The sequence below is a fragment of the Beijerinckia sp. 28-YEA-48 genome (genome assembly GCF_900104955.1).
Classification (GTDB): domain Bacteria; phylum Pseudomonadota; class Alphaproteobacteria; order Rhizobiales; family Beijerinckiaceae; genus Terripilifer.
Genome location: NZ_FNSI01000001.1, coordinates 457,537 through 477,742 on the forward strand (window position 1 = coordinate 457,537; position 20,206 = coordinate 477,742).

12 protein-coding genes and 1 riboswitch are annotated in these 20,206 nt (G+C 61.5%); of the genes, 2 read left to right on the forward strand and 10 right to left on the reverse strand.

The window, feature by feature from the left end; genetic code table 11:
- Positions 1-47: 47 nt before the first annotated feature.
- The 4 genes from BLW50_RS02155 to BLW50_RS02170 form a co-directional block, all read right to left on the reverse strand.
- Positions 48-3,158, reverse strand: coding sequence for an efflux RND transporter permease subunit (locus BLW50_RS02155; protein ID WP_090696821.1), 3,111 nt, complete (start codon positions 3,156-3,158; stop codon positions 48-50).
- Complete coding sequence (locus BLW50_RS02160) at positions 3,155-6,286, reverse strand: efflux RND transporter permease subunit (RefSeq protein WP_090696823.1); 3,132 nt, start codon at positions 6,284-6,286, stop codon at positions 3,155-3,157. The genes BLW50_RS02155 and BLW50_RS02160 overlap by 4 nt, the downstream gene beginning before the upstream one ends.
- Positions 6,287-6,373: 87 nt before the next feature.
- Positions 6,374-7,615 (reverse strand): efflux RND transporter periplasmic adaptor subunit, encoded by a 1,242-nt coding sequence (locus BLW50_RS02165; RefSeq protein ID WP_090696825.1) that lies wholly within the window; start codon positions 7,613-7,615, stop codon positions 6,374-6,376.
- Positions 7,612-9,075: an efflux transporter outer membrane subunit gene (locus BLW50_RS02170; RefSeq protein ID WP_090696828.1), complete on the reverse strand. Its 1,464-nt coding sequence runs from the start codon at positions 9,073-9,075 to the stop codon at positions 7,612-7,614. The genes BLW50_RS02165 and BLW50_RS02170 overlap by 4 nt, the downstream gene beginning before the upstream one ends.
- 638 nt (positions 9,076-9,713) lie before the next feature.
- Between BLW50_RS02170 and BLW50_RS02175 the strand changes: the two genes are divergently transcribed.
- Positions 9,714-12,095: a TonB-dependent receptor gene (locus BLW50_RS02175; RefSeq protein ID WP_090696830.1), complete on the forward strand. Its 2,382-nt coding sequence runs from the start codon at positions 9,714-9,716 to the stop codon at positions 12,093-12,095.
- Between the two features lie 51 nt (positions 12,096-12,146).
- On the opposite strand, the gene BLW50_RS02180 is transcribed toward BLW50_RS02175, so the two are convergent.
- Positions 12,147-13,214, reverse strand: a complete 1,068-nt coding sequence (locus tag BLW50_RS02180) for a TRAP transporter substrate-binding protein (RefSeq protein WP_090696832.1) — start codon at positions 13,212-13,214, stop codon at positions 12,147-12,149.
- A gap of 96 nt (positions 13,215-13,310) precedes the next feature.
- Complete coding sequence (gene thiC / locus BLW50_RS02185) at positions 13,311-15,155, reverse strand: phosphomethylpyrimidine synthase ThiC (RefSeq protein WP_090696834.1); 1,845 nt, start codon at positions 15,153-15,155, stop codon at positions 13,311-13,313.
- An 82-nt stretch (positions 15,156-15,237) separates the two neighbouring features.
- A riboswitch (TPP riboswitch) is annotated at positions 15,238-15,337 on the reverse strand.
- A gap of 165 nt (positions 15,338-15,502) precedes the next feature.
- Here thiC and BLW50_RS02190 point away from each other — a divergent pair.
- Positions 15,503-16,084 carry a hypothetical protein gene (locus BLW50_RS02190; RefSeq protein WP_090696836.1) on the forward strand — a complete coding sequence of 194 codons (582 nt, stop codon included), beginning with the start codon at positions 15,503-15,505 and terminating at the stop codon, positions 16,082-16,084.
- 58 nt (positions 16,085-16,142) lie between these two features.
- Here the strand turns inward: BLW50_RS02190 and BLW50_RS02195 are convergent, their stop codons facing one another.
- Genes BLW50_RS02195 through BLW50_RS02210 form a run of 4 tightly spaced genes read right to left on the reverse strand, consistent with a single transcriptional unit; the run spans position 16,143 to position 20,152 of the window.
- Positions 16,143-16,895: a proteasome-type protease gene (locus tag BLW50_RS02195; RefSeq protein ID WP_090696838.1), complete on the reverse strand. Its 753-nt coding sequence runs from the start codon at positions 16,893-16,895 to the stop codon at positions 16,143-16,145.
- Positions 16,896-16,927: 32 nt separating this feature from the next.
- Complete coding sequence (locus BLW50_RS02200) at positions 16,928-17,737, reverse strand: transglutaminase family protein (protein WP_090696840.1); 810 nt, start codon at positions 17,735-17,737, stop codon at positions 16,928-16,930.
- Positions 17,738-17,743: 6 nt separating this feature from the next.
- Positions 17,744-18,703 (reverse strand): alpha-E domain-containing protein, encoded by a 960-nt coding sequence (locus BLW50_RS02205; RefSeq protein ID WP_090696842.1) that lies wholly within the window; start codon positions 18,701-18,703, stop codon positions 17,744-17,746.
- A gap of 3 nt (positions 18,704-18,706) precedes the next feature.
- Positions 18,707-20,152, reverse strand: coding sequence for a circularly permuted type 2 ATP-grasp protein (locus BLW50_RS02210; protein WP_090696845.1), 1,446 nt, complete (start codon positions 20,150-20,152; stop codon positions 18,707-18,709).
- Positions 20,153-20,206 lie beyond the last annotated feature (54 nt).

Here is a 20,206-nt window from a genome sequence, read left to right on the forward strand (position 1 = left end):
GAGCAAGGCGCGCGCCGTTTGGTTCTACCTTAATGAGAACCGAGAATTTAGGTTACCGGCCGATCGGCGAGCGCTGCCTTTTGCAACAAGCTCCTGCGGCTGCCGCGCTCGAAACGGCTCATCAGCATATAGATTAAAGGTGTCGAATAGAGCGTCAGGATTTGCGAAATCAGAAGTCCGCCGACGATGGCGATGCCGAGCGGCCGGCGCAGTTCGGCGCCGGGGCCATGGCCGAGCGCCAGGGGCAGAGCGCCGAGCATGGCGGCCATCGTGGTCATGAGGATTGGGCGGAAACGCTCGCGACAAGCTTCGACGATCGCCTCGGTGGGCGTGAGGTCGCGAGCGCGGCGGGCGGCGATGGCGAAATCGACCATCATGATGCCGTTCTTCTTGACGATGCCGATCAGCATGATGATGGCGATGAAGGCGACGAGCGATAGTTCCGTCTTGGTGACATTCAGCGCCAGCAGCGCGCCGAGGCCGGCCGAGGGCAGGGTTGAAATGATCGTCAACGGATGGATGAGGCTCTCGTAGAGAATACCGAGAACGATGTAGACGCAGACCAATGCGGCGACGATGAGCCAGATCTGGCTTTGCTGGTTCTCGCGGAAGGCCTTGGCGTCCCCGGCGAAGTCGGCGGTGATGGTATCGGGCAAATGCAGTTCGGCAACGGCTTGGCGCAGCACCCGCGTACCTTCGTCCAAGGTCACACCTGCCGCCAGATCGTAGGTGATGGTGATGGCGGGGAAGGGGCCTTGGTGGTTGACGGACAGCGCGGTCTCGCCGCGATGAACGCTGGCGACCGCCGAGAGGGGCACTTGGGTATTGTTGGCGCCAGGCACGTAGATGCCGGAAATGTCGCTCGGGTCGCGTTGGCGCGAGGCTGTTACCTCGAGAATGACTTTATATTGATTGCGTTCCGTATAGATCGTCGCGATCTGGCGTTGGCTGAAGGCGTTGGACAGCGCAGCGGTGATGCTCTGGATATTGACGCCCAGGCGCGCGGCGGCGGTACGATCCACCGCGATATTCGCCTGCAGGCCACCGTCGTCGCGGTCGCTCTCGACATCGACCAGTTGTGGTGTCCGGCGCAAGCGCGTCAGCACTTGTTCGGCGGCGGCGTCGAGCGCGGTGAGATCGCTGCTCCAAAGGGTGAATTGATAGGTCGAGCGCCCCTGCCGCCCGCCGATGCGCACATCCTGCTGGGCGATCAGAAAGGTTTGCATGCCGACGACGCGGGCCAGTTGCGGGCGCAGGCGCGCGATGACCGCCTGGGACGAGGCGCTGTTCGGTCCGCTGGTGCGCACGGAGATGTTCAACCGGCCTGAACTTGCGGAGCTGCCGGTGCCGATGAAGGAGGCGACGGCCTCGACCGCTGGATCGGCCTTGATGATCTCCGCCACGCGCTGCTGCAAAGCGAGCGTGGCTTCGAAAGAGGAATCGTCGGAGGCGCTGGTCCAGCCGCCGAGCAGGCCGGTATCGTCCTGGGCCAGCCAGCCCTTTGGCGTCGTGCGATAGAGGTCCACGGTGAGGCCGATGACGACGAGAAAGACCAAAAGACCGGTGATCGGATAGCCCAGGGCGAAACGCAGGCTGCGCTCATAGGCGCGTAGCACCCAGGCGAAGAAGTCTTCCATGGCCTGATCGATGCGGCCGCGTTGGCCATGGATCGGTGGCATGGTGTGAGCGCAGAGCATTGGCGTCACGGTCAGCGACACGATCATCGAAACGACGATGGCGAAGGACAAAGTCACCGAGAATTCGCGGAACAAGCGCCCCGGAATGCCGCCCATGAACAGGAGCGGGATGAACGCGGCGATCAGCGATATGCTGATCGAGATGATGGTGAAGCCGATCTGCCCGGTGCCGGCGAGCGCCGCTTCCAGCCGGCCCATCCCCGCTTCCATGTTGCGGTGGATATTCTCGACCATGACGATGGCATCGTCGACGACGAAGCCGACCGCGACCGTGATCGCCATCAGCGACAGATTGTCGATGGAAAAGCCGCAAAACCACATGGCGCCGAACGTGCCGGCGAGCGACAGCGGCACCGACACGGCGGCCGCCGCCGTGGATGAGACGCGGCGCAAGAACAGGAAGACCACCATCATCACCAGGCCGATCGAGATGGCGAGGGTCAGCTGCAGGTCGAAGATCGAGGCGCGGATGGTCTTGGAGCGGTCCGACATGATCGAGAAGTCGACGCCTGCCGGCATCCATTTGCGCAGTTCTGGCAAAACCTCCTTCACGCCCTCGATCGTGTCGATGATATTGGCGGCCGCTTCCTTGGTGACGTTGATGATGACAGCGGGCTGGCCATTGTACCAGCCGGCGGTGCGACTGTTGCGGACGCCGGGCGCAACAGTGGCGACGTCGCCGACGAGCACCACCCGGCCGTTCTGCAGGCGGAGAGGAATGCGGGCATAATCCTCGCTGGTCTCGAGTTGGCCGGCGATGCCCAATGTTTCCGCCCGTCCCTCGCTGTCGAAGGCGCCAAGCGGCGAGGTGACGGACGCATTCACGATGGCGGTGCGGATATCGTCGAGCGCGATACCCATGGCGGCCAGGCGTGCGGGATCAGCACGGATACGGATCGCCGGTTGTTCGGCGCCGCTGACCGTAACCCCACCGACGCCGCGCACCTGGGCGATCCGCTGGGCGACCAGCGTGTCGGCGATATCATAAAGTGCCGATGGCGGCAGATTGTTCGACGTCATCGCGAGGATCAGCACCGGCTGCGAGGCCGGGTTGAACTTGCGCATGCGCGGGAAGCTCGGCAGGTCGGACGGTAGATTGGTGGCGGCGGCGTTCAAGGCCGCCTGGACGTCGCGGGCGGCGCTCTCGACTTTCCGGTTGAGGTCGAACTGGACGACGATGTTCGAGGATCCGAGCGCACTGGTCGACGTAATCTCGGTCACGCCGGCGATCGAGCCCAGCGCGCGTTCGAGCGGCGCGGCGACGGACGAGGCCATGGTTTCTGGATCTGCGCCCGGCCGGTTGGCGCTGACGACGATCGTGGGGAACTCAATTGACGGCAGGCTGGCGACCGGCAGGAAGGCATAGGCGACAAGGCCGGCTATCATCACCGCCACGGCCAGAAGCGATGTGCCGATGGGGCGGGCGATGAAGAGGGTGGAGGGGTTGAGGCCGGAAGTCATGTGGCTGCCTCGCCCTTGCGGGCTTCCGCCAGAGCCGTCTCGGCACTGATCTTACGGCTGCCGCCGAGGCGCAGGCGCAGGCCCTCCACCGCCAGATAGACCACTGGCGTTGTGTAAAGCGTCAGCAGCTGGCTGAGCAGCAGGCCACCGATGATCGAGATGCCCAGGGGCACGCGCAATTCGCTGCCGATGCCCGTATCGAAGGCGAGCGGAATGGCGCCGAGGAGGGCTGCCAGCGTGGTCATCATGATCGGGCGAAAACGCAGCTTGCAGGCGCGCACGATCGCATCGGTCGGCGACAAGCCCTGTTCGCGCTCCGCCGATATGGCGAAGTCGATCATCATGATCGCGTTTTTCTTGACGATGCCCATCAGCAGCACGATGCCGATGAGCGCGATGACCGACAGATCATGTCCCGTCAGAATCAGGGCGAGCAAAGCGCCGACACCGGCCGAGGGCAGGGTGGTCAGGATCGTGAACGGATGAGCCAGGCTCTCATAGAGGACGCCGAGAACGATATAGATCGAGATCACGGCGGCGAGGATCAGCCACGGCTGGTTGGACAGAGCGCTTTGGAATTCTGCCGCATCGGCGTGGAAGCTGGCCGAGATATTCGTCGGCAGATCTATGGTGCGCTGGGCGCGGGCCATCGAGGTCACCGCATCGCCCAGCGAGGCGCCCGGGCGCACGTTGAAGCTGATGGTGGCGGCCGGGAACTGATCCTGGTGGGCGATGAGCAGCGGTGCGGTGGTGCGGACGATGCGGGTGAAACTGTCGAGCGGCACCTGCACGCCGCCGACGCCCGCCACATAGAGCCGCGACAGCGACGAAGGATCGTCCTGATAGGCGGGCGCTGCTTCGAGAATGACACGATACTGATTGGCCTGGCCGTAGATGGTCGAAATCTGTCGCTGGCCGAACGCGCTGTTCAGCGTGTCGGCGATCGACTGGATGGAGATGCCGAGGCGCCCCGCCTTTTCACGGTCGATGTCGACGAAAGCGCGCAGGCCACCGTCCTGGCTCTCGTTGGCGGGATTGCGGATGATCGGATCGTTACGAAGTGCGTTGAGCAGGCGCTGGCTCCAGCGGTCGACTTCGGCCGGATCGGCGCCAGACAACGTATATTGGAATTGCGACCGGCTGCTGCGTGTCGAAATCTGAATATCCTGGACCGGCTCAAGATAGATATTGGCGCCGGCGACTTCGGTGACGGAGGCACGCAGGCGCGCCGCGATCTCCGTGGCGGAGTTGGTTCGCTCCTCTTTCGGGCGCAGGACAACGGTCATTCGGCCGGTGTTGCCGGTGGCGTTCAGCGGCCCGATGCCGAGCACGGACACCACATCGGCGACATCCTTGTCATCGCGCAACTTGCGGGTGACGACAGCCTGTAGATTGGTAATTTCGCGGAACGAGGTGTCGGGCGCGGCTTCCAGCACGGCGCTGATCAGGCCGGTATCCTGGGCCGGAATGAAGCCCTTGGGCATCACTGCGTAGAGATAAACGGTCAGCCCGAGGGTCGCGATCGTGATCAGGATGATCAGCAGCTGATGCTGCAAGGCGCGATCGAGCGTGCGTTCATAGACATTCGACATCCATTCAAGCGGCGCCTCGACCAGGCGCATGAAGGCATTGTGCTTCTCGTCGTGAGCGCCGGCTTTCAGCAGTTTCGCCGACAACATGGGTGTGATGGTGAGCGAAATGATCGCCGAAACGACGACGGCGATGGTCAGCGTCAGGGCGAATTCGCGGAACATGCGCCCGACAAGGCCGGTCATGAACAGAAGCGGGATGAAAACGGCGATGAGCGAGAAGGTCAGCGAGACGACGGTGAAGCCGATTTCGCGCGCACCATCCAGCGCCGCATCGAGCCGATTCTTGCCCTGCTCCAGATTGCGGACGATATTTTCGATCATGACGATGGCGTCGTCGACGACGAAACCGGTGCCGATGGTGAGCGCCATCAGCGTGAGATTGTTGAGACTGAAGCCCGCCAGATACATCACGCCGAAACTGGCGACGATCGACAGCGGCAGGGTGATGCCAGCGACGATGGTGGCGCGCAGCGAGCGCAAGAACAGCAGCACGACGAGCACCACCAGGCAGATGCTCAGCACTAGAGTGAACTGCACTTCGTTGACGGACGCCCGAATGGTTTTGGTGCGATCCTGGACGACGGCAATTTCAACCCCGGCCGGGATCAGCCGCTGCAGGCGCGGCAGTTCGTGGGTGATGCGGTCGGCGGTCTCGATGATATTGGCGCCGGGCTGTTTCTGTACGTCGAGGATGACGGCCTGGCGGCCGTTGTACCAGCCGCCGACCCGGACATTCTCCAGGCCGTCGACCACCTCGGCGACGTCGCGCAGGACGATCGAGACATTGTTGCGCGAGGCGACGACGATGTTGCGATAGGCCTCGGCTGTGGCGATCTGGTCGTTGGCGGAAATGATCCAGGATTGCGAGGCGCCGTCGAGCGTGCCTTTGGAGCCGGCGACATTGGCATTGGTGATGGCCAGGCGCAGATCGTCGATGCCGATCTTATAGGCGGCAAGCCGGGCGAGATCGGCGCGGATGCGCACGGCCGGACGCACGCCACCTTGGACGGAGACAAGGCCGACGCCGCTGATTTCCGATAGGCGCGGCGAGATCAGCGTATCGGCCAGATCGCTCATGACGCGCAGTTCGACGTTTTCCGACACGAGCGCGATAGAGACAATCGGCGCGTCGGCCGGATTCACCTTCGAATAGATTGGCGGATAGGGCAGGGTTCTGGGCAGCAAGGCCGAAGATGCGGAGATGGCGGCCTGTACGTCCTGCGAAGCGGCTTCAATGTCGCGATCGAGGTCGAACTGCAGGGTAATCTGGCTATAGCCGAAGGAGGATTGCGAGGACATTGAGACGAGCGAAGGGATCTGCCCGAACAGTCGTTCGAGCGGCGCCGTCACGGTGGAGGCCATGGTCTCCGGGTTGGCGCCCGGCAACTGCGTCTTGACGAGAATGGTCGGGAAATCGACCTGCGGCAGCGATGAGACTGGAAGCCGCGCATAGCCGAGCAGGCCGCACAGCAGGATGGCGACGGCCAGCAGGCCGGTCGCGACCGGTCGCAGGATGAATGGCGCCGATATGTTCATCTCACCATCGCGAAGTTGTTGCCTTTGGGTGTTGGTTCTGTGTCGTTAGTCCAAGTCAGCCGCAGTCCAAGTCAGCCGCAGTCTACCTCAGCCGCGGCGGCCGCCGCGTCGCCGCTGTTGCTGCGTTTCTTCAGCGGCGGGTGTTGGCTGGACTTCGTCGGCGTTGGTGGCCGCGACCTTTGCTTGATCGGTCAAACGGCCGAAGCCGGTGACAACAATCTGGGTACCGGCCTCGACGCCTTTTTCGATCACCGCCAGCTTTTCGTCCTGCCGGGAAATGGTCACGTCGGTCATTTTCACCGTGCTGTCGTCGCGCAGCACATAGACATAAGCGCCGCGCGGGCCGCGTTGGATTGCGGCGGAAGGGGCTGTCGTCACGCCGCGCAACACGTCGATATAAGCGCGCACATTGACGAACTGCCCAGGCCACAGGCGGAGTGCTGGATTGGCGAATTGCGATTTGATGCGCACGGTGCCGGTGGCCTGATCGACCTGGTTGTCGATGACTTCCACGGTGCCGGTCTCGATCACCGTTGTATTGTCGGGTTCCAGCGCCTCGAGCACGATCTTGTCGCGCGCCTGGGCGGCATTGAGGGCGCGCAATTGCTGCTGCGGCAGGTTGAAGAAAATGCTGAGCGGACGCAGTTGCGTCAGCGTGACGATACCGGTCTGGTCGGATGAGCGGACGATATTGCCGGTATCGACCAGACGGATGCCGGTGCGCCCGTCGATTGGCGAACGGACTGACGTATAGTCGAGGGTGATCTTGGCGCTGTCGATCAGAGCCTGATCGACGCGGACCTGTGCTTCGAGCTGGGCGACGAGGGCGCGCTGCGTGTCTGCCTGTTGTTTCGAGCCGAAATTGGTCTGCGCCAGCCGGGTGTATCGTTCGAGATCGAGACGAGCATTGGCGAGCTGTGCTTCGTCCTGCGCCTTTTTGGCGACGGACTGATCATATTGCGCCTGATAGGTGCGCGGATCGATGCGCGCGATAACGTCGCCGACTTTTACGTCCTGGCCTTCGCGGAAGGCGATCTCCATGAGCTGGCCGTCAACCTGCGCCCGCACGGTGACAGTGTTGAGCGCCTGTACGGTGCCAACCGCGTCGGCCGTGACCGGGACGTCCTCGGTCTTGACGCGGGTGACGAGGACAGGGATCGGCTGGCCGCTCGCGCCGCCAAAGCCACCCCGCCCGCCGCTGTTGGACGCTTGTTGGCTACGTTGTGGAAGCCAGCCGCCGAGCGGGGCCGGCAGCTCGATCCAGCGGGTGAAATGCGCGTAGACAAGCCCGATGGCAATAACCACGGCGATGGCGATGAACCGTTTCATGGCGTCACCGTCGCGGCCTGGTCGATGAAGCGGGGGGAGGCGGTCATGGCGGGGTCGGCGGCCAGCATCGGGTCGCTATATTCACGGGTGAAGCCGCCGCCGAGCGCCTGGTAGAGGCTGACAACAGCTAGCAGACGCTGATAGCGCACAAGCGTCAGCGCGTCCTGCGCCGAGAACAGATTGGTCTGAGTGGTGAGCAAGACCACGATGTCGATAACCCCTTCGTTCAGGCGTTGCTGGCTGATGTCATAGGCGCGACGCGCCGCCGTCACCGCCATGGCTTGCAGGCGCTCCTGCTCGGCATATTTGCGCACCCCGATCAAAGCATTTTCGACGTCGGTCAGGGCGCTGACGATGGATTTGCGATAATTGGCCAGCATTTCATTGCGCTGGCCGCGCCGGTTGTCGAGCTGGCCTTGCAGATTGTAGCCGTCGAAGATCGGTTGGGCGAGGCTGTCGGCGACCGAAAGCGCGAGTGCATCGGCGCGCAGCAAATTCTTGAGTGCCAGGCTGGCGAGGTTGGCATTGCCTGTCAACGTAATCGACGGCAGGAAGGCGGCGCGGGCGGCGACGATATTGGCTTCGCCGGCGAGAAGGCGCGCTTCGGCGGCGGCAATGTCTGGGCGGCGCAGCAGTAATTGCGAGGGCAGGCCGGGCTTTACCTGCGGCAGCGCCAAGGCATTGAGCCGGCCGCCTTTGACGTTGACGCTTTCGGGTGTGCGGCCGAGCAGGAGGGCGACGATATTCTTCTGCTGCTGAGCTTGGCGTTCCAGCACCGGAATATTGACGCGCAGATTAGCGAGCACGCTTTCCTGCTGCGCGACATCGAGCGCCGTCGCGGTGCCGACATCGACGCGGGCGCGGATGGCACCCAGCACATGTTCGGCGGCGCGGATGTTGTCGCGGGCGTAGAGCAAGCGATCCTGTGCCACCAGAATCTGGAAATAGGCATTGGCCAATGTGGCGAGGGTGGTCACCACCAACGTATCGTAGTCAAAACGGCTGGCCACTGCGCCGATACGTCCGGCTTCAGCAAGGGAGGCATTGCGGCCCCAGAAATCGACCACATAGCTCGCCGACAAGCCGACGTTGAAATTGCTATTGTAGTTGGGCGAGAACGGGCCGGTCGAGGACCCCAAAGTGCCGGGCGAGCGGCTGCGCGAGGCGCTTTGGCCGCCATTGATTTGTGGATAGAGCGCCGCACCGGCGATCATCATCTGTGCTTCCGCCTGGGAGAGGCGTGCGAGCGCGGCGTCGAGATCGAGGTTGCCCTCTAGGGTCATGGAACCGAATTGGGCCAACTCGTTCGAGCGAAAGGCGGCGAGCCAATCCTGGCTGATGGCTTTGGCGGAGCGTTCCGGCGCGGCGCGATACCGTGCGGCGAGTTCCGGGCCCGCGGCACCAATGCGCTCAGAATCGAGCGCACAGCCGGAAACCAGAGAGGCCGACAGCATGATCATCAATGGCCCCACGGGACGCGCGCGCCTTTGGAAGAAAGACCTAAAAAATCGCCACACCACGCCTGAACCTGTCCCCTTTGGACCGCCGATGCCTACTTCGAACGCCTGTTCGATTCCCGGTGCAGCGAGATTAGTCTTAATGGAAGCGAACTTGCCGCGAAACTGATGGGGTGCCCGACCGCTGACAAGTTACAACTTGGTCATGCATCCGCCTGTCAGCCGGTATGCGACTTTGTCGTCAGTGTTGTGACATTGCGGCAACACTGAGTGGCGATTTTCCCCCGATCCTCATCAGCACAACCTAGGGCGTAGGACTGCCTAGAGGCGATGCCGCAGAAGCGCGTCCGAGAATGTCCTTGTTTCGCAGGGCGCTGAAGCTCTGATTCAATTTAGAAGAATTATAAAAAAGGCATTTCCGGGGCGTTCAAATTTAGAATCAGAATAAATATGATCGTGGCCCGCTCCATTGACAGTAAAACCTGACTCAAACTAGGTCGAATTACGTCAAAAATACGAAAATACTAGTGTTTTTGCTTTGATTCTAAATTTTGGAGGCAAGAAAGTCGATGAGCGCGCCGTCAATTCCCGCGTCGTTACGTCCACTCCCACTCGTTACAGGGGTTAAATCGAAGCGGAAAATGGATATTCCGGCGCGCGCCATGACTGCGGCCGCGATTATTGCTGCAGCACCTGTGGCTCCGGCCCTGGCGCAGCAGGCCGGAAGCTCGGCCTTGCCCTCCGTCACTGTTGACGCACCCCAGCAGCGCGCCCGTCCGGCTGCCGTGCAGGCGACCCAGCGTCCGAGCCGTGCCGCAGCCGCGCAGCGCCGGCGTGCGCCGCGCGCCACGGTGGCCGCTCCGGTCATCGCTGCGCCTAATCCTGCGGGCGCCGGCGCGCCGACCGTCCCCGTTGAGGCTGATGCCAATCCTTATGCCCAGCCGGGCGTGCCCTATAAGGTGAACCGGCTGGCCTCGCAGAAGTTCGTCGAGCCGATCGTCAACCAGCCGCGCACCATCACGGTCCTTTCCAAGGAAGTCCTGGCCGACAAGGGCGCGACGTCGTTGCGCGATGTCGTCCGTTCGACCCCTGGTCTGACGCTCGGCACCGGCGAAGGCGGCAATGCTTTCGGTGACCGTATCCTGATCCGCGGCTTCGATGCCCGTTCCGACATCTTCATTGACGGCGTGCGCGATCCCTCGATCGGCATTCGTGAAAACTTCAATGTCGAGCAAATCGAAATTCTCAAGGGGCCGGCCTCGAGCTTCGCCGGTCGCGGCACTGCCGGTGGCGCGCTCAATCTCGTCACCAAGAAGGCGACCGATGAGAGCTTTCGCCGCGTCGATGCCACGTTCGGCAATGGCCGGACCAAGCGCGGTACGATCGATATCAATCAGGTGATCACGCCCGAATGGGCTGTGCGCATGAACGTGATGGGTCAGAAGTCCGGCGTTGCCGGCCGCGATTTTGTCGAAGACGATCGGCATGGCGTCTCGCTGTCGACGACTTTCAAGCCAAGCGATCGGCTGAAGTTCGTTGCCGACTACACCTATGTCCACTTCGATGGCTTGCCCGATTGGGGCGTCCCGTACAATCGCACAGCTTTGACGCCGTGGACCGAAACCGGCGTTCGCCGCAGCAACTACTATGGCCTCGTCAACCGCGACTTCCAGCGCTACACGACGTCCGCTGGCTCTTTCTCCGCCGAAGCGAAGTTGACCGACTGGATCACGCTGAACTCGCGCTTCCGCGCTGGCAAGTCGATCCTTGATTATGTCGCGACGCCGCCAGAATCGGTTAACACCAGCAATCCCAATCCGCTGCTGTGGACCACTCAAGGCAACCCGAAAAGCCGCTATCAGCGCACGAACTTCTACACCAATCAGACGGATGTGACCTTCAAGTACGATACTGGCGGCGTACGCAACACGACGATCGCCGGTGTCGAATATTCACGCGAAGAGACCATGCGTGATAGCTATACCGGCTTGGCATCGGAGGCGTTCCCGTCGCCGACGACCGCAACTGGCTCGTATACGTTCAACCTCTTCAATCCTTATAACAGCGCGCCGTTCCCGAACGCGCCGCAGCGCGCATTCGCGCCGACGGCGATCAATATCGATACCAAGGCCGCCTATATCATCCACAACGCCAACTATAATGATTACATCATTGTGAATGCTGGCGTGCGTTACGACGACTACACAGTTGCTCTCCAGCCACCGCTGGCGGCCATTCCCGCGCAACAGCAGCCGCGGTTGTCGCGTCATGACGGCCTCGTCAACTACAATGCCGGCATCACCTTCAAGCCTCTGCCGAACGGCAGCATCTATGCGGCGATCGCGACATCGTCCAACCCGGTTGGCGCTGACGTTGACGGTGGCGCCAACGACTACGGCGGTCTCGTTGCTGGCAACGTTGCGGCCGGCCCAGAGCGCAATACGGCGCTTGAAGTCGGCACCAAGTGGGAGTTCTTCAATCAGAAGCTGCTCGCCACCGCAGCCTTGTTCCAGACAACCAAGGACAACGCGCGTGAGCAGATCAATGCTACAACTGTCGTAGGCTCGGGCGCTTACCGTATCCGGGGCATCGAGCTCGGCCTGAACGGCAAGATCACCGATGATTGGAGCATCTACGGCGGTCTCGTCTTGATGGACTCGAAGGTGACGAAGACGGCGATCGCGGCGAATCTCGGCAAGCAGCTCGCCAACGTTGCGCATCAGTCGTTCAACCTGATGACGAAATACAAGATCAACCAGTATTTCGAAGTCGGCGGCCAGGCGACGTATATCTCGAAACAGTATGGCGGCACGCTCGCAGCGACTACCGGCAACGTCTTGCCGTCCTCGTGGAAGTTCGACGTCTTTGCTGACGTCCACATCAGTAAGATGTTCGCGCTGAAGTTCGCCGTCTACAATATATTCGACTCGCGCGTGTATGACGGTTTCTACCGCAGCAATGTGCCGTTCACGTATATCGCGCCTGGACGTCTGGCGACGGTGACCGCGACGATGAAGTTCTGATTTTTCGCGACAACCCTATTGGACGCCGGGCCTCACCGCCCGGCGTCTTTTTTATGGCGCGCGCAACGCCTGTTCCATATAGGCCTCGACCCGCGACCAGGCGCCACCCGCGCTCAGCGCGTCGCGATAGGATGCGACGATCTTGGCCGTCAGAGGGCTGGCCTTCGCCTTGTTGTCGAGGACGATGGCTGTTTTCTCGCGCGCGTCCTTGATGAAGTCGGCCGGGAAGGGCGTGATCTTGGCGCCGAGCCTTGCGAGTTCGACTATGGCAATCGCATTCAGCTGTTCAGCTTCCGCAAGGCCAGCGGAATGTTCGGCGGCGCAGGCGGTCTCGATGATGCGCTGTAGATCGATCGGCAATTTGGCGAAGGCCGAGAGGGAGATCAGCGCTTCACCGGCGCCATTCGGTTTGTTGAAACCGGGCATGTAATAGAAGGGGGCGATGCGGTGCAGGCCAAGCGGCAGATCGTTCACCGGCGCTAGAATTTCCACCGCGTCGATGGCGCCCTTTTCCAGTGACGTATAGATGTCGCCAGGCGGAATATTTTGCGGTGTCGCGCCCATGGCGGCATAGACTTCGCCACCCATGCCGGAAACGCGGATGCGCATGCCGGCGACATCACGGCTGCTTTCGATAGGCTTGCGGAACCAGCCACCCATCGACGGCCCGGTATTGCCGGCAAGCAGGCCACGCACGCCGCGCGGCCGGTAAAGCTCATCCCAAAGCTGTTGGCCGCCGCGATGTTCAATCCAAGTCTGATGGGCGAGGGGGCCCAGGCCAAACGGCGCGGTGGTGAAGAAGGCTGCGCCGGGTAATAGACCGTCCCAGAAGAAAGAGGCCGTATGGCCCATTTCGACGGCACCGGAGGCGACGCCATCGAAGACGCCGAAGGCGGGCACGATGGCGCCGGCGGGAAAAACGTCGATGCGCAACCGGCCGCCGCTCATCGTCGTGATGCGCTCGGCCAGTCGATCGGCGGAGACGCCAGGGCCGGGCAGGCCTTTCGTCCAGGACGTCGCCATGCGCCAGACGATCGGTGTCTGCGCGCGCACGATGGCTGGTGCGGCAAGTGGCAGGCTGGCGGCGCCGGCGAGGAGGCGTCGTCGTGTGGCGGACATGGATGCAATCTCCCTAGGGCCTGAGTGCGGGCATCATCCGGCTCGGCTCGTTATTGGTGGTTCGCATGCCCGGCCGGTGCCGGGCATGCGTATATTTTATTGCTCGACGTAAAGCTTGCCGCCGCCTTCGAGGAATTCGCGGCTCTTTTCGGCCATGCCTTCCAGCGCCGCCTTCTCGTTGTCGAGCATGGCCGCAGCTTCCACCCGCAGATCCTGCGTGATTTTCATCGAGCAGAATTTCGGGCCGCACATCGAGCAGAAATGCGCTGTCTTATGCGCGTCCTTCGGTAGCGTTTCGTCGTGATAGGCGCGTGCCGTATCGGGATCGAGGCCGATGTTGAACTGGTCATCCCAGCGGAACTCGAAACGCGCCTTGCTCATCGCGTCATCGCGGATCTGTGCGGCCGGATGTCCCTTGGCGAGATCGGCCGCATGGGCGGCGATGCGATAGGTGATCACGCCGGTCTTCACATCGTCGCGGTTGGGCAGGCCGAGATGTTCCTTCGGTGTGACGTAGCAGAGCATGGCCGTGCCGAACCAGCCGATCATCGCCGCGCCAATGCCCGAGGTGATGTGATCATAGCCCGGCGCGATGTCGGTCGTCAGCGGCCCGAGGGTGTAGAAGGGGGCCTCGTGACATTCCTTGAGTTGCTTCTCCATATTCACCTTGATCTTGTGCATCGGCACATGGCCGGGGCCTTCGATCATCACCTGGCAACCCTTTTCCCAGGCGATCTTGGTGAGTTCGCCGAGGGTTTCCAGCTCGCCGAATTGAGCGGCGTCATTGGCATCGGCGATGGAGCCGGGGCGCAGGCCGTCACCCAGGGAGAACGACACATCATATTTGCGCATGATGTCGCAGATGTCGCCGAAATGCTCGTAGAGGAAGCTTTCACGATGGCCGGCCAGACACCAACGCGCCATGATCGAGCCGCCGCGTGAGACGATGCCGGTGACGCGCTTGGCCGTCAGCGGAACATATTTCAACCGCACGCCGGCGTGGATGGTGAAATAATCGACGCCCTGTTCAGCCTGTTCGATCAGCGTGTCCTTGAACACTTCCCAATCGAGCTTCAGCGGATCGCCGCCGACTTTTTCGAGCGCCTGATAGATCGGCACCGTGCCGATCGGCACCGGCGAATTGCGGATGATCCAGTCGCGGATGTTGTGGATGTTGCGGCCGGTGGACAGGTCCATCACCGTGTCGGCACCCCAGCGGATCGACCACACCATTTTCTCGACCTCTTCCGCCACCGAGGAGGTAACGGCTGAATTGCCGATGTTGGAATTGACCTTCACCAGGAAGTTACGCCCGATGATCATCGGCTCGACTTCTTGGTGATTGATGTTGGCCGGGATGATGGCGCGTCCACGGGCGATCTCGTCGCGGACGAATTCTGGGGTCACGAAGGCAGGAATCGCGGCGCCGAAGCTTTCGCCGTCGGCGAGCTTCTCTTCCGCGCCGGCGAGCATTTTCTCGCGACCGAGATTCTCACGATGGGCCACGTAGACCATTTCTTCGGTGATCAGGCCGGCGCGAGCGAATTCATATTGCGTGACATATTTGGCGTTCTCGCCGGAGAGCGGCTGCGTGTTGGCGGGGCAGGCCGGCACCAGTTTGTCGCCAGTGACGCCGCCGTTATCGACATCCAGAACGCTTCGGCCTTGATAAGACGAGAAGCCGCGTCGCGCCATCCACGGCTGGCGAATTTTCTTCAAACCCTTCGATAGGTCGACGCCAATATCGATCTCCGTATAGGGGCCGGAGGCATCATAGACGCGCAGGGTTGGTTCATTGGGGTCGGTCAGGATGATCTCGCGCAACGGCACATGCACATCGGGATGACCCTGCGGCGTATGATAAATCTTGCGCGAGCCGGGCAGTGGGCCAGTGGTCACGGTTTCTGGAATCAGCGAATTGGGTTTGGGCTGGATGTTCATGCGGCGTCTCCGTGACGCCAGACCACGGGCGTCTTTTGTTCTCAACGAACCCGGAGGTAAGAAGGAGTCCTGCCCTGAATAGGCTTCGCCCGCTCGCCGTCCCTCCGCTGGTGCAAACCAGATCAGGTTCTAAGGGTGTGATCTCAGCCGCCGGCAATCCGGCAGCACCCCTGGCTGGCGCAAAGCTAGCGGGAAAGCGGGGCGGGAGCAAGAGTGGCGTATTTGAGGCCTGCATCCGATCACGCCGGTTTGACGAGCTATGGCCGCGATGGTCCCGTAAGGTGACGCGCATGGGCGGAAAAGCCTCGCGGCAAATGCTGCGATTAAACAATGAGAAGGCATAATCCATGACGACCAAATCCATGTTTCTTGGGGCGCTCCTCGCTCTCACAATGACGCCTGTGCTGGCGCAGGGCAGCAATGCCATCAACGTTTCCGGTACCGTGGACAAAATCGACGCTAATTCGCTCGTGATCACGGTCGATAGCGGTACGCCGCAGACCTTCGCCTTGTCGCCGAACCTTGTCGTTCTGCAGAACAAGGCAGCCACCCTCGCCGATATCAAGCCGAACGATTTCGTGGCGAGTGCTGCAGTGCCGAAAGAAGATGGCAAACTGCACTCGACCGAACTGCGCATCTTTCCCGAAGCCTTGCGAGGCTTGGGCGAAGGCCAGCGTCCGATGAATGATGCGCGTCAGCAGACAATGACCAATGCGACGGTTACCGGCGCGGCGGTGGTCAACGGCAGCAACAATATTAAGGTCAAATTCGCGGGCGGCGAGTCCGAGCTTGTGCTTGATCCGGGCGTTCCGGTGACGCGGATCGATGCGGCCGATAAAAGCCTGCTGAAGAGTGGCGTGAAAGTCCGTGCCCAGGGCGTGCGCGGGGCCGATGGTGCAGCCATTACTCGTATTACGATTCTGCAGTAGGCGTTGACGATGTTTGAATGGCGCGCCTGGCCGCCGCTCGTTCAATATCAGACGACCGCTATTTCTTTTTCTTCCGGCCGTAAGGCGGGGCCGGGATGTTGAGATGCGCCTGCCGCAGCGCCGTCGACCAGCGATCGCGCAGATCGTGGAAATAGGGATCGGTATTGTCGATGCGGGTGTCGAGCTCCAGTTCGATGGCGTCGCGTTTCAGCACCGCCATGTCGATGGGCAGGCCGACGCTGAGATTGGAGCGCATGGTCGAGTCCATCGAGATGAGGCTGAGCTTTAGGGCGTCGCTGACATTGGTCTCGTAGTTGACCGCTCGGTCGAGCACCGGCTTGCCGTATTTCAACTCGCCGATCTGCAGGAAGGGCGTGTCGGTGGTTGCCTCGATGAAATTGCCGGCGGAATAGATCATGAATAGGCGCAGGCGCCGGTCTTTCATCTGGCCACCGAACAGCAAGGTGGTGCTCGACGAGACATTTTCCTGTTCGAGCATTTCGCCGTTCACCTGGCGTACTTTGCGCACGGCGCGCCCGATCATCTCGGCGGCAGCGAACATGCTGGTGCAATCGAGCAAGCGCTCGATCTCCTTGGTTTCCGGGTTTTCCATGCCGTCGGTGATGTAATTGACCACCGTCTGCGTCAGCGACAGGTTGCCGGCTGTGGCGAGCATCATCACCTTTTCGCCGGGCTCTTGGAAAATATGCAGCTTGCGGAAGGTCGAAATGTTGTCGATGCCCGCATTCGTGCGGGTGTCGGCGATCATCACGAGACCTTCGCGAACGAGTACGCCGCAGCAATAGGTCATGGCGAAACCTCCGGACCGCGATGGGCCTGAAACTATTGGTTTTGGCTATCGACGACGTTGATGCGTACGTCAAGGGCTTCGCCCACACCGCCGGTCTGGGCGCCGCGCACGGAGGCGGCCCCGAGATAGTCGAGGGCGCAGGCGACACGCACATGACTTTCTTCCGGGCATTTGCCGAGGGCGGGGTCGAAACCGACCCAGCCATATTCGGGAATATAGGCCTCCGCCCAGGCATGGGCAGCGTGGCGGACGCCGCTGTCCTCGGGCAGAGCAATATGGCCGCTGACATAGCGGCTCGGCACGTTCATCTCTCGGGCGCAGGCAATGAAGATATGGGCGAAATCGGCGGCCACGGCCGCGCCGGCGGCATAGGCCTTGGCCGCGGTGGTGACGCTATGGGTCGGGTCGGTGTCGAAATCGAGCTTTTCGTGCAAAATATCGAGAAGCCCATGCATTCGCGCGAGATCGCTGTCGCCCTCGATCGACGCCGTCAATGTTCTCAGATGTTCGTCGGCGATCGCGAGCGACGATGAGCGCAGATAGAACTCCGGCGGAAACCGTTCGATCGTGTTGCGGACGAAACCGGAGGTGTCGAAGGTCTCGACCTCGCCTTCGGCGCTAACCGCAAGCTGAAGAATGGGGCCCATGGCGGAGAAGGTGTGGACGAGATTGCCGAAGCCATCCTCGGAGCGCTTCAAGACGCAGTTGGCGTCGACGTCGAGCCGCCAGTCGATCACATGCTGGCCTTCATGGTTGCGCGGTGTCATCCGCAGCACCTGGATCACCGAACGAGCCGGCGTCGCATATGTGTAAATCGTCTCATACTGGATGCGGATGCGCATGGTGTCTCAATGATGCAGATATTGCTCGGCGACCAGAGCGGCGAGCCGGTTGTTGTCGTCGATGAATTTGGTCACGAATTCATGAAGTCCCTGCTGGAAAATACTTTCCATCGATGAACTGTCGATGCGCCGCAGGACGTTGCGGGCATGGCGCTGAGCAATGCCCTGCTTGCCATAGGCTTTGCCGAGGTTGTCGAGGAAACGCGTCAGGCCATCATAGCAATAGGCGAGCGAGCGCGGCATTTCCTTACGCAGGATCAAGAGGTCGGCGATCAGCCAGGGTTTGACGCTCTCGCGATAGACCCAGTGATAGGCGGTATGGGCGGAAACCGCGCGCAGGATCGCCGTCCACTGGAAATAGTCGAGCGAGCCGCCGACCTCCTCGGTTTTCGGCAAAAGCACGTTGTATTTGACATCCATTAAGCGAGCGGTGTTGTCAGCGCGTTCGCAATAAAGGCCGATGCGGTTGAACCAATAGGCGTCGTTGCGCAGCATGGTCCGATAGGAGGCGCCGTCGAAATCGAGCGAGACGGCTTTCACGAATTCCAGGAAGGGTTGGATGCTGTCGGCGCCCGAGTATTCGCCACCGCGCCGCTTTTCCTCCATGGCCTTCAGCTCAAGCCAGCCGGCATTGATCGACTGCCACATTTCCGCTGTTAGCGCCGTGCGGATGGTGCGCGCATTGATGCGGGCCTGTTCCAGGCAACGGCGGATCGATGACGGATTGGCTTCGTCGAAGGTCAGGAAGAAGACAACATTGCTTTCGGTCGCTTCGGAGAAGCTGGCCTTGAAACTGTTGAGGGCGCCGACGGCGGCCAGTGCGCTTTCCCATTCTCCGCCGGTGCGGCGATAATTCTGCGGCAGGGCGGCGAGGCGCGCCGTGACTTCGATGACGCGCGCGGTGAAATCGGCACGCTCCACGTAGCGCGCCAGCCAATAGAGATTTTCTGCGGTGCGAGCGAGCAAGGATCACGCTCCCTTTTCTGAGGGTGTGTCCTCGATGATCCAGGTGTCTTTGGTGCCGCCCCCCTGGCTTGAATTGACGACGAGTGAGCCGGCACGCATCGCCACTCGCGTCAGGCCGCCGGGCACCACGTGCACGCCATTGGCGCCTGAGAGCACGAAGGGCCTGAGGTCGACATGGCGCGGGACGATGGCATCGTCGACGAAGGCGGGGCAAGTGGACAGCGCCAGGGTCGGCTGAGCGATATAGTTGGCCGGATCCGCCTCCAGCCGCTTAGCGAATTCATCAATCTCGGCGCGGCTGGCGTGGGGGCCAACCAGCATGCCATAGCCGCCAGAGCCGTTCACTTCCTTGACGACCAGTTCGTCGAGATGTTCGCGCACATATTTATAGGCGTCGGCCTCACGACAGCGCCATGTTGGCACATTGGCGAGTCTCGCCTCCTGGCCGGTGTAGAATTTCACAATCTCCGGCATGTAGGAATAAATCGCCTTGTCGTCGGCGACACCGGTGCCGACAGCATTGGTGATAGCGACATTGCCGGCATAATAAGCGTTCATCAATCCGGGTACGCCGAGGGCGGAATCCGGATTGAACGAAAGCGGGTCGATCCAGTCGTCGTCGACACGGCGATAGATGACATCGACACGCTTTGGGCCTTCAGTCGTGCGCATATAGACGACCTCGTCGCGCACCGAGAGGTCGTGACCTTCGACCAGTTCTATGCCCAGCCGGTCGGCCAGGAAGGAATGCTCGTAATAGGCGGAATTGTACTGACCGGGGGTGAGTAAGACTACGGTCGGCTCGCCGCGCGTTGACAATGGTGTCACCGAGCGCAGGGCGGCGAGCAGGGCGTCGGCATAGTTGTCGACTGGCGCGATGCGATAGGCCGAGAACAGATCCGGCATCAGCCGCATCATCACTTCGCGGTTTTCCAACATGTAGGAAACGCCGGAGGGGGTGCGCGCATTGTCCTCGAGCACGAAGAATTCGCCTTCGCCGGTGCGCACCAGGTCGATGCCCGCGATATGGACCCAGATGTCGTGAGGCACACGGCGCCCGGCCATTTCCGGACGAAAATAGGCATTACGATAGATGATATCGGGAGGTAGCACGCCGGCTTTGAGGATTTCACGTGCGCCGTAGATGTCGGACAGGAACATGTTGAGCGCATTGACCCGCTGAACCAGGCCGATTTCGAGCGCGGACCATTCCGACTGGCTGACGATGCGGGGAATGATGTCGAAGGGGATCAGGCGTTCGGTGTCGTCATTGCCGCCGTAAACGGCGAAAGTGATGCCGATGCGGCGAAACATCAGTTCCGCCTGGGCCCGGCGCGTGGCCAGAATATCGGCTGGGGTTTTCTTCAGCCAGTCGGCGACACCAGCATAAAGAGCGCGGGTGGTGTCGCCATATCCGTTCATCTCGTCAAAAAATCTGGTCTTGCTCATGCGCGCTGGAGACCCCCGTGACCGTTGGTTCGGCCGGAGCAATCATCGTACCAG

Coding starts and splice junctions, on each gene's coding strand:
- BLW50_RS02175 (WP_090696830.1), top strand. CDS start 9,714: ATGGATATTCCGGCGCGCGCCATGACTGCGGCCGCGATTATTGCTGCA.
- thiC (WP_090696834.1), bottom strand. CDS start 15,155: ATGAACATCCAGCCCAAACCCAATTCGCTGATTCCAGAAACCGTGACC.
- BLW50_RS02195 (WP_090696838.1), bottom strand. CDS start 16,895: ATGACCTATTGCTGCGGCGTACTCGTTCGCGAAGGTCTCGTGATGATC.
- BLW50_RS02155 (WP_090696821.1), bottom strand. CDS start 3,158: ATGACTTCCGGCCTCAACCCCTCCACCCTCTTCATCGCCCGCCCCATC.
- BLW50_RS02160 (WP_090696823.1), bottom strand. CDS start 6,286: ATGAACATATCGGCGCCATTCATCCTGCGACCGGTCGCGACCGGCCTG.
- BLW50_RS02165 (WP_090696825.1), bottom strand. CDS start 7,615: ATGAAACGGTTCATCGCCATCGCCGTGGTTATTGCCATCGGGCTTGTC.
- BLW50_RS02180 (WP_090696832.1), bottom strand. CDS start 13,214: ATGTCCGCCACACGACGACGCCTCCTCGCCGGCGCCGCCAGCCTGCCA.
- BLW50_RS02170 (WP_090696828.1), bottom strand. CDS start 9,075: ATGATCATGCTGTCGGCCTCTCTGGTTTCCGGCTGTGCGCTCGATTCT.
- BLW50_RS02200 (WP_090696840.1), bottom strand. CDS start 17,737: ATGCGCATCCGCATCCAGTATGAGACGATTTACACATATGCGACGCCG.
- BLW50_RS02190 (WP_090696836.1), top strand. CDS start 15,503: ATGACGACCAAATCCATGTTTCTTGGGGCGCTCCTCGCTCTCACAATG.
- BLW50_RS02210 (WP_090696845.1), bottom strand. CDS start 20,152: ATGAGCAAGACCAGATTTTTTGACGAGATGAACGGATATGGCGACACC.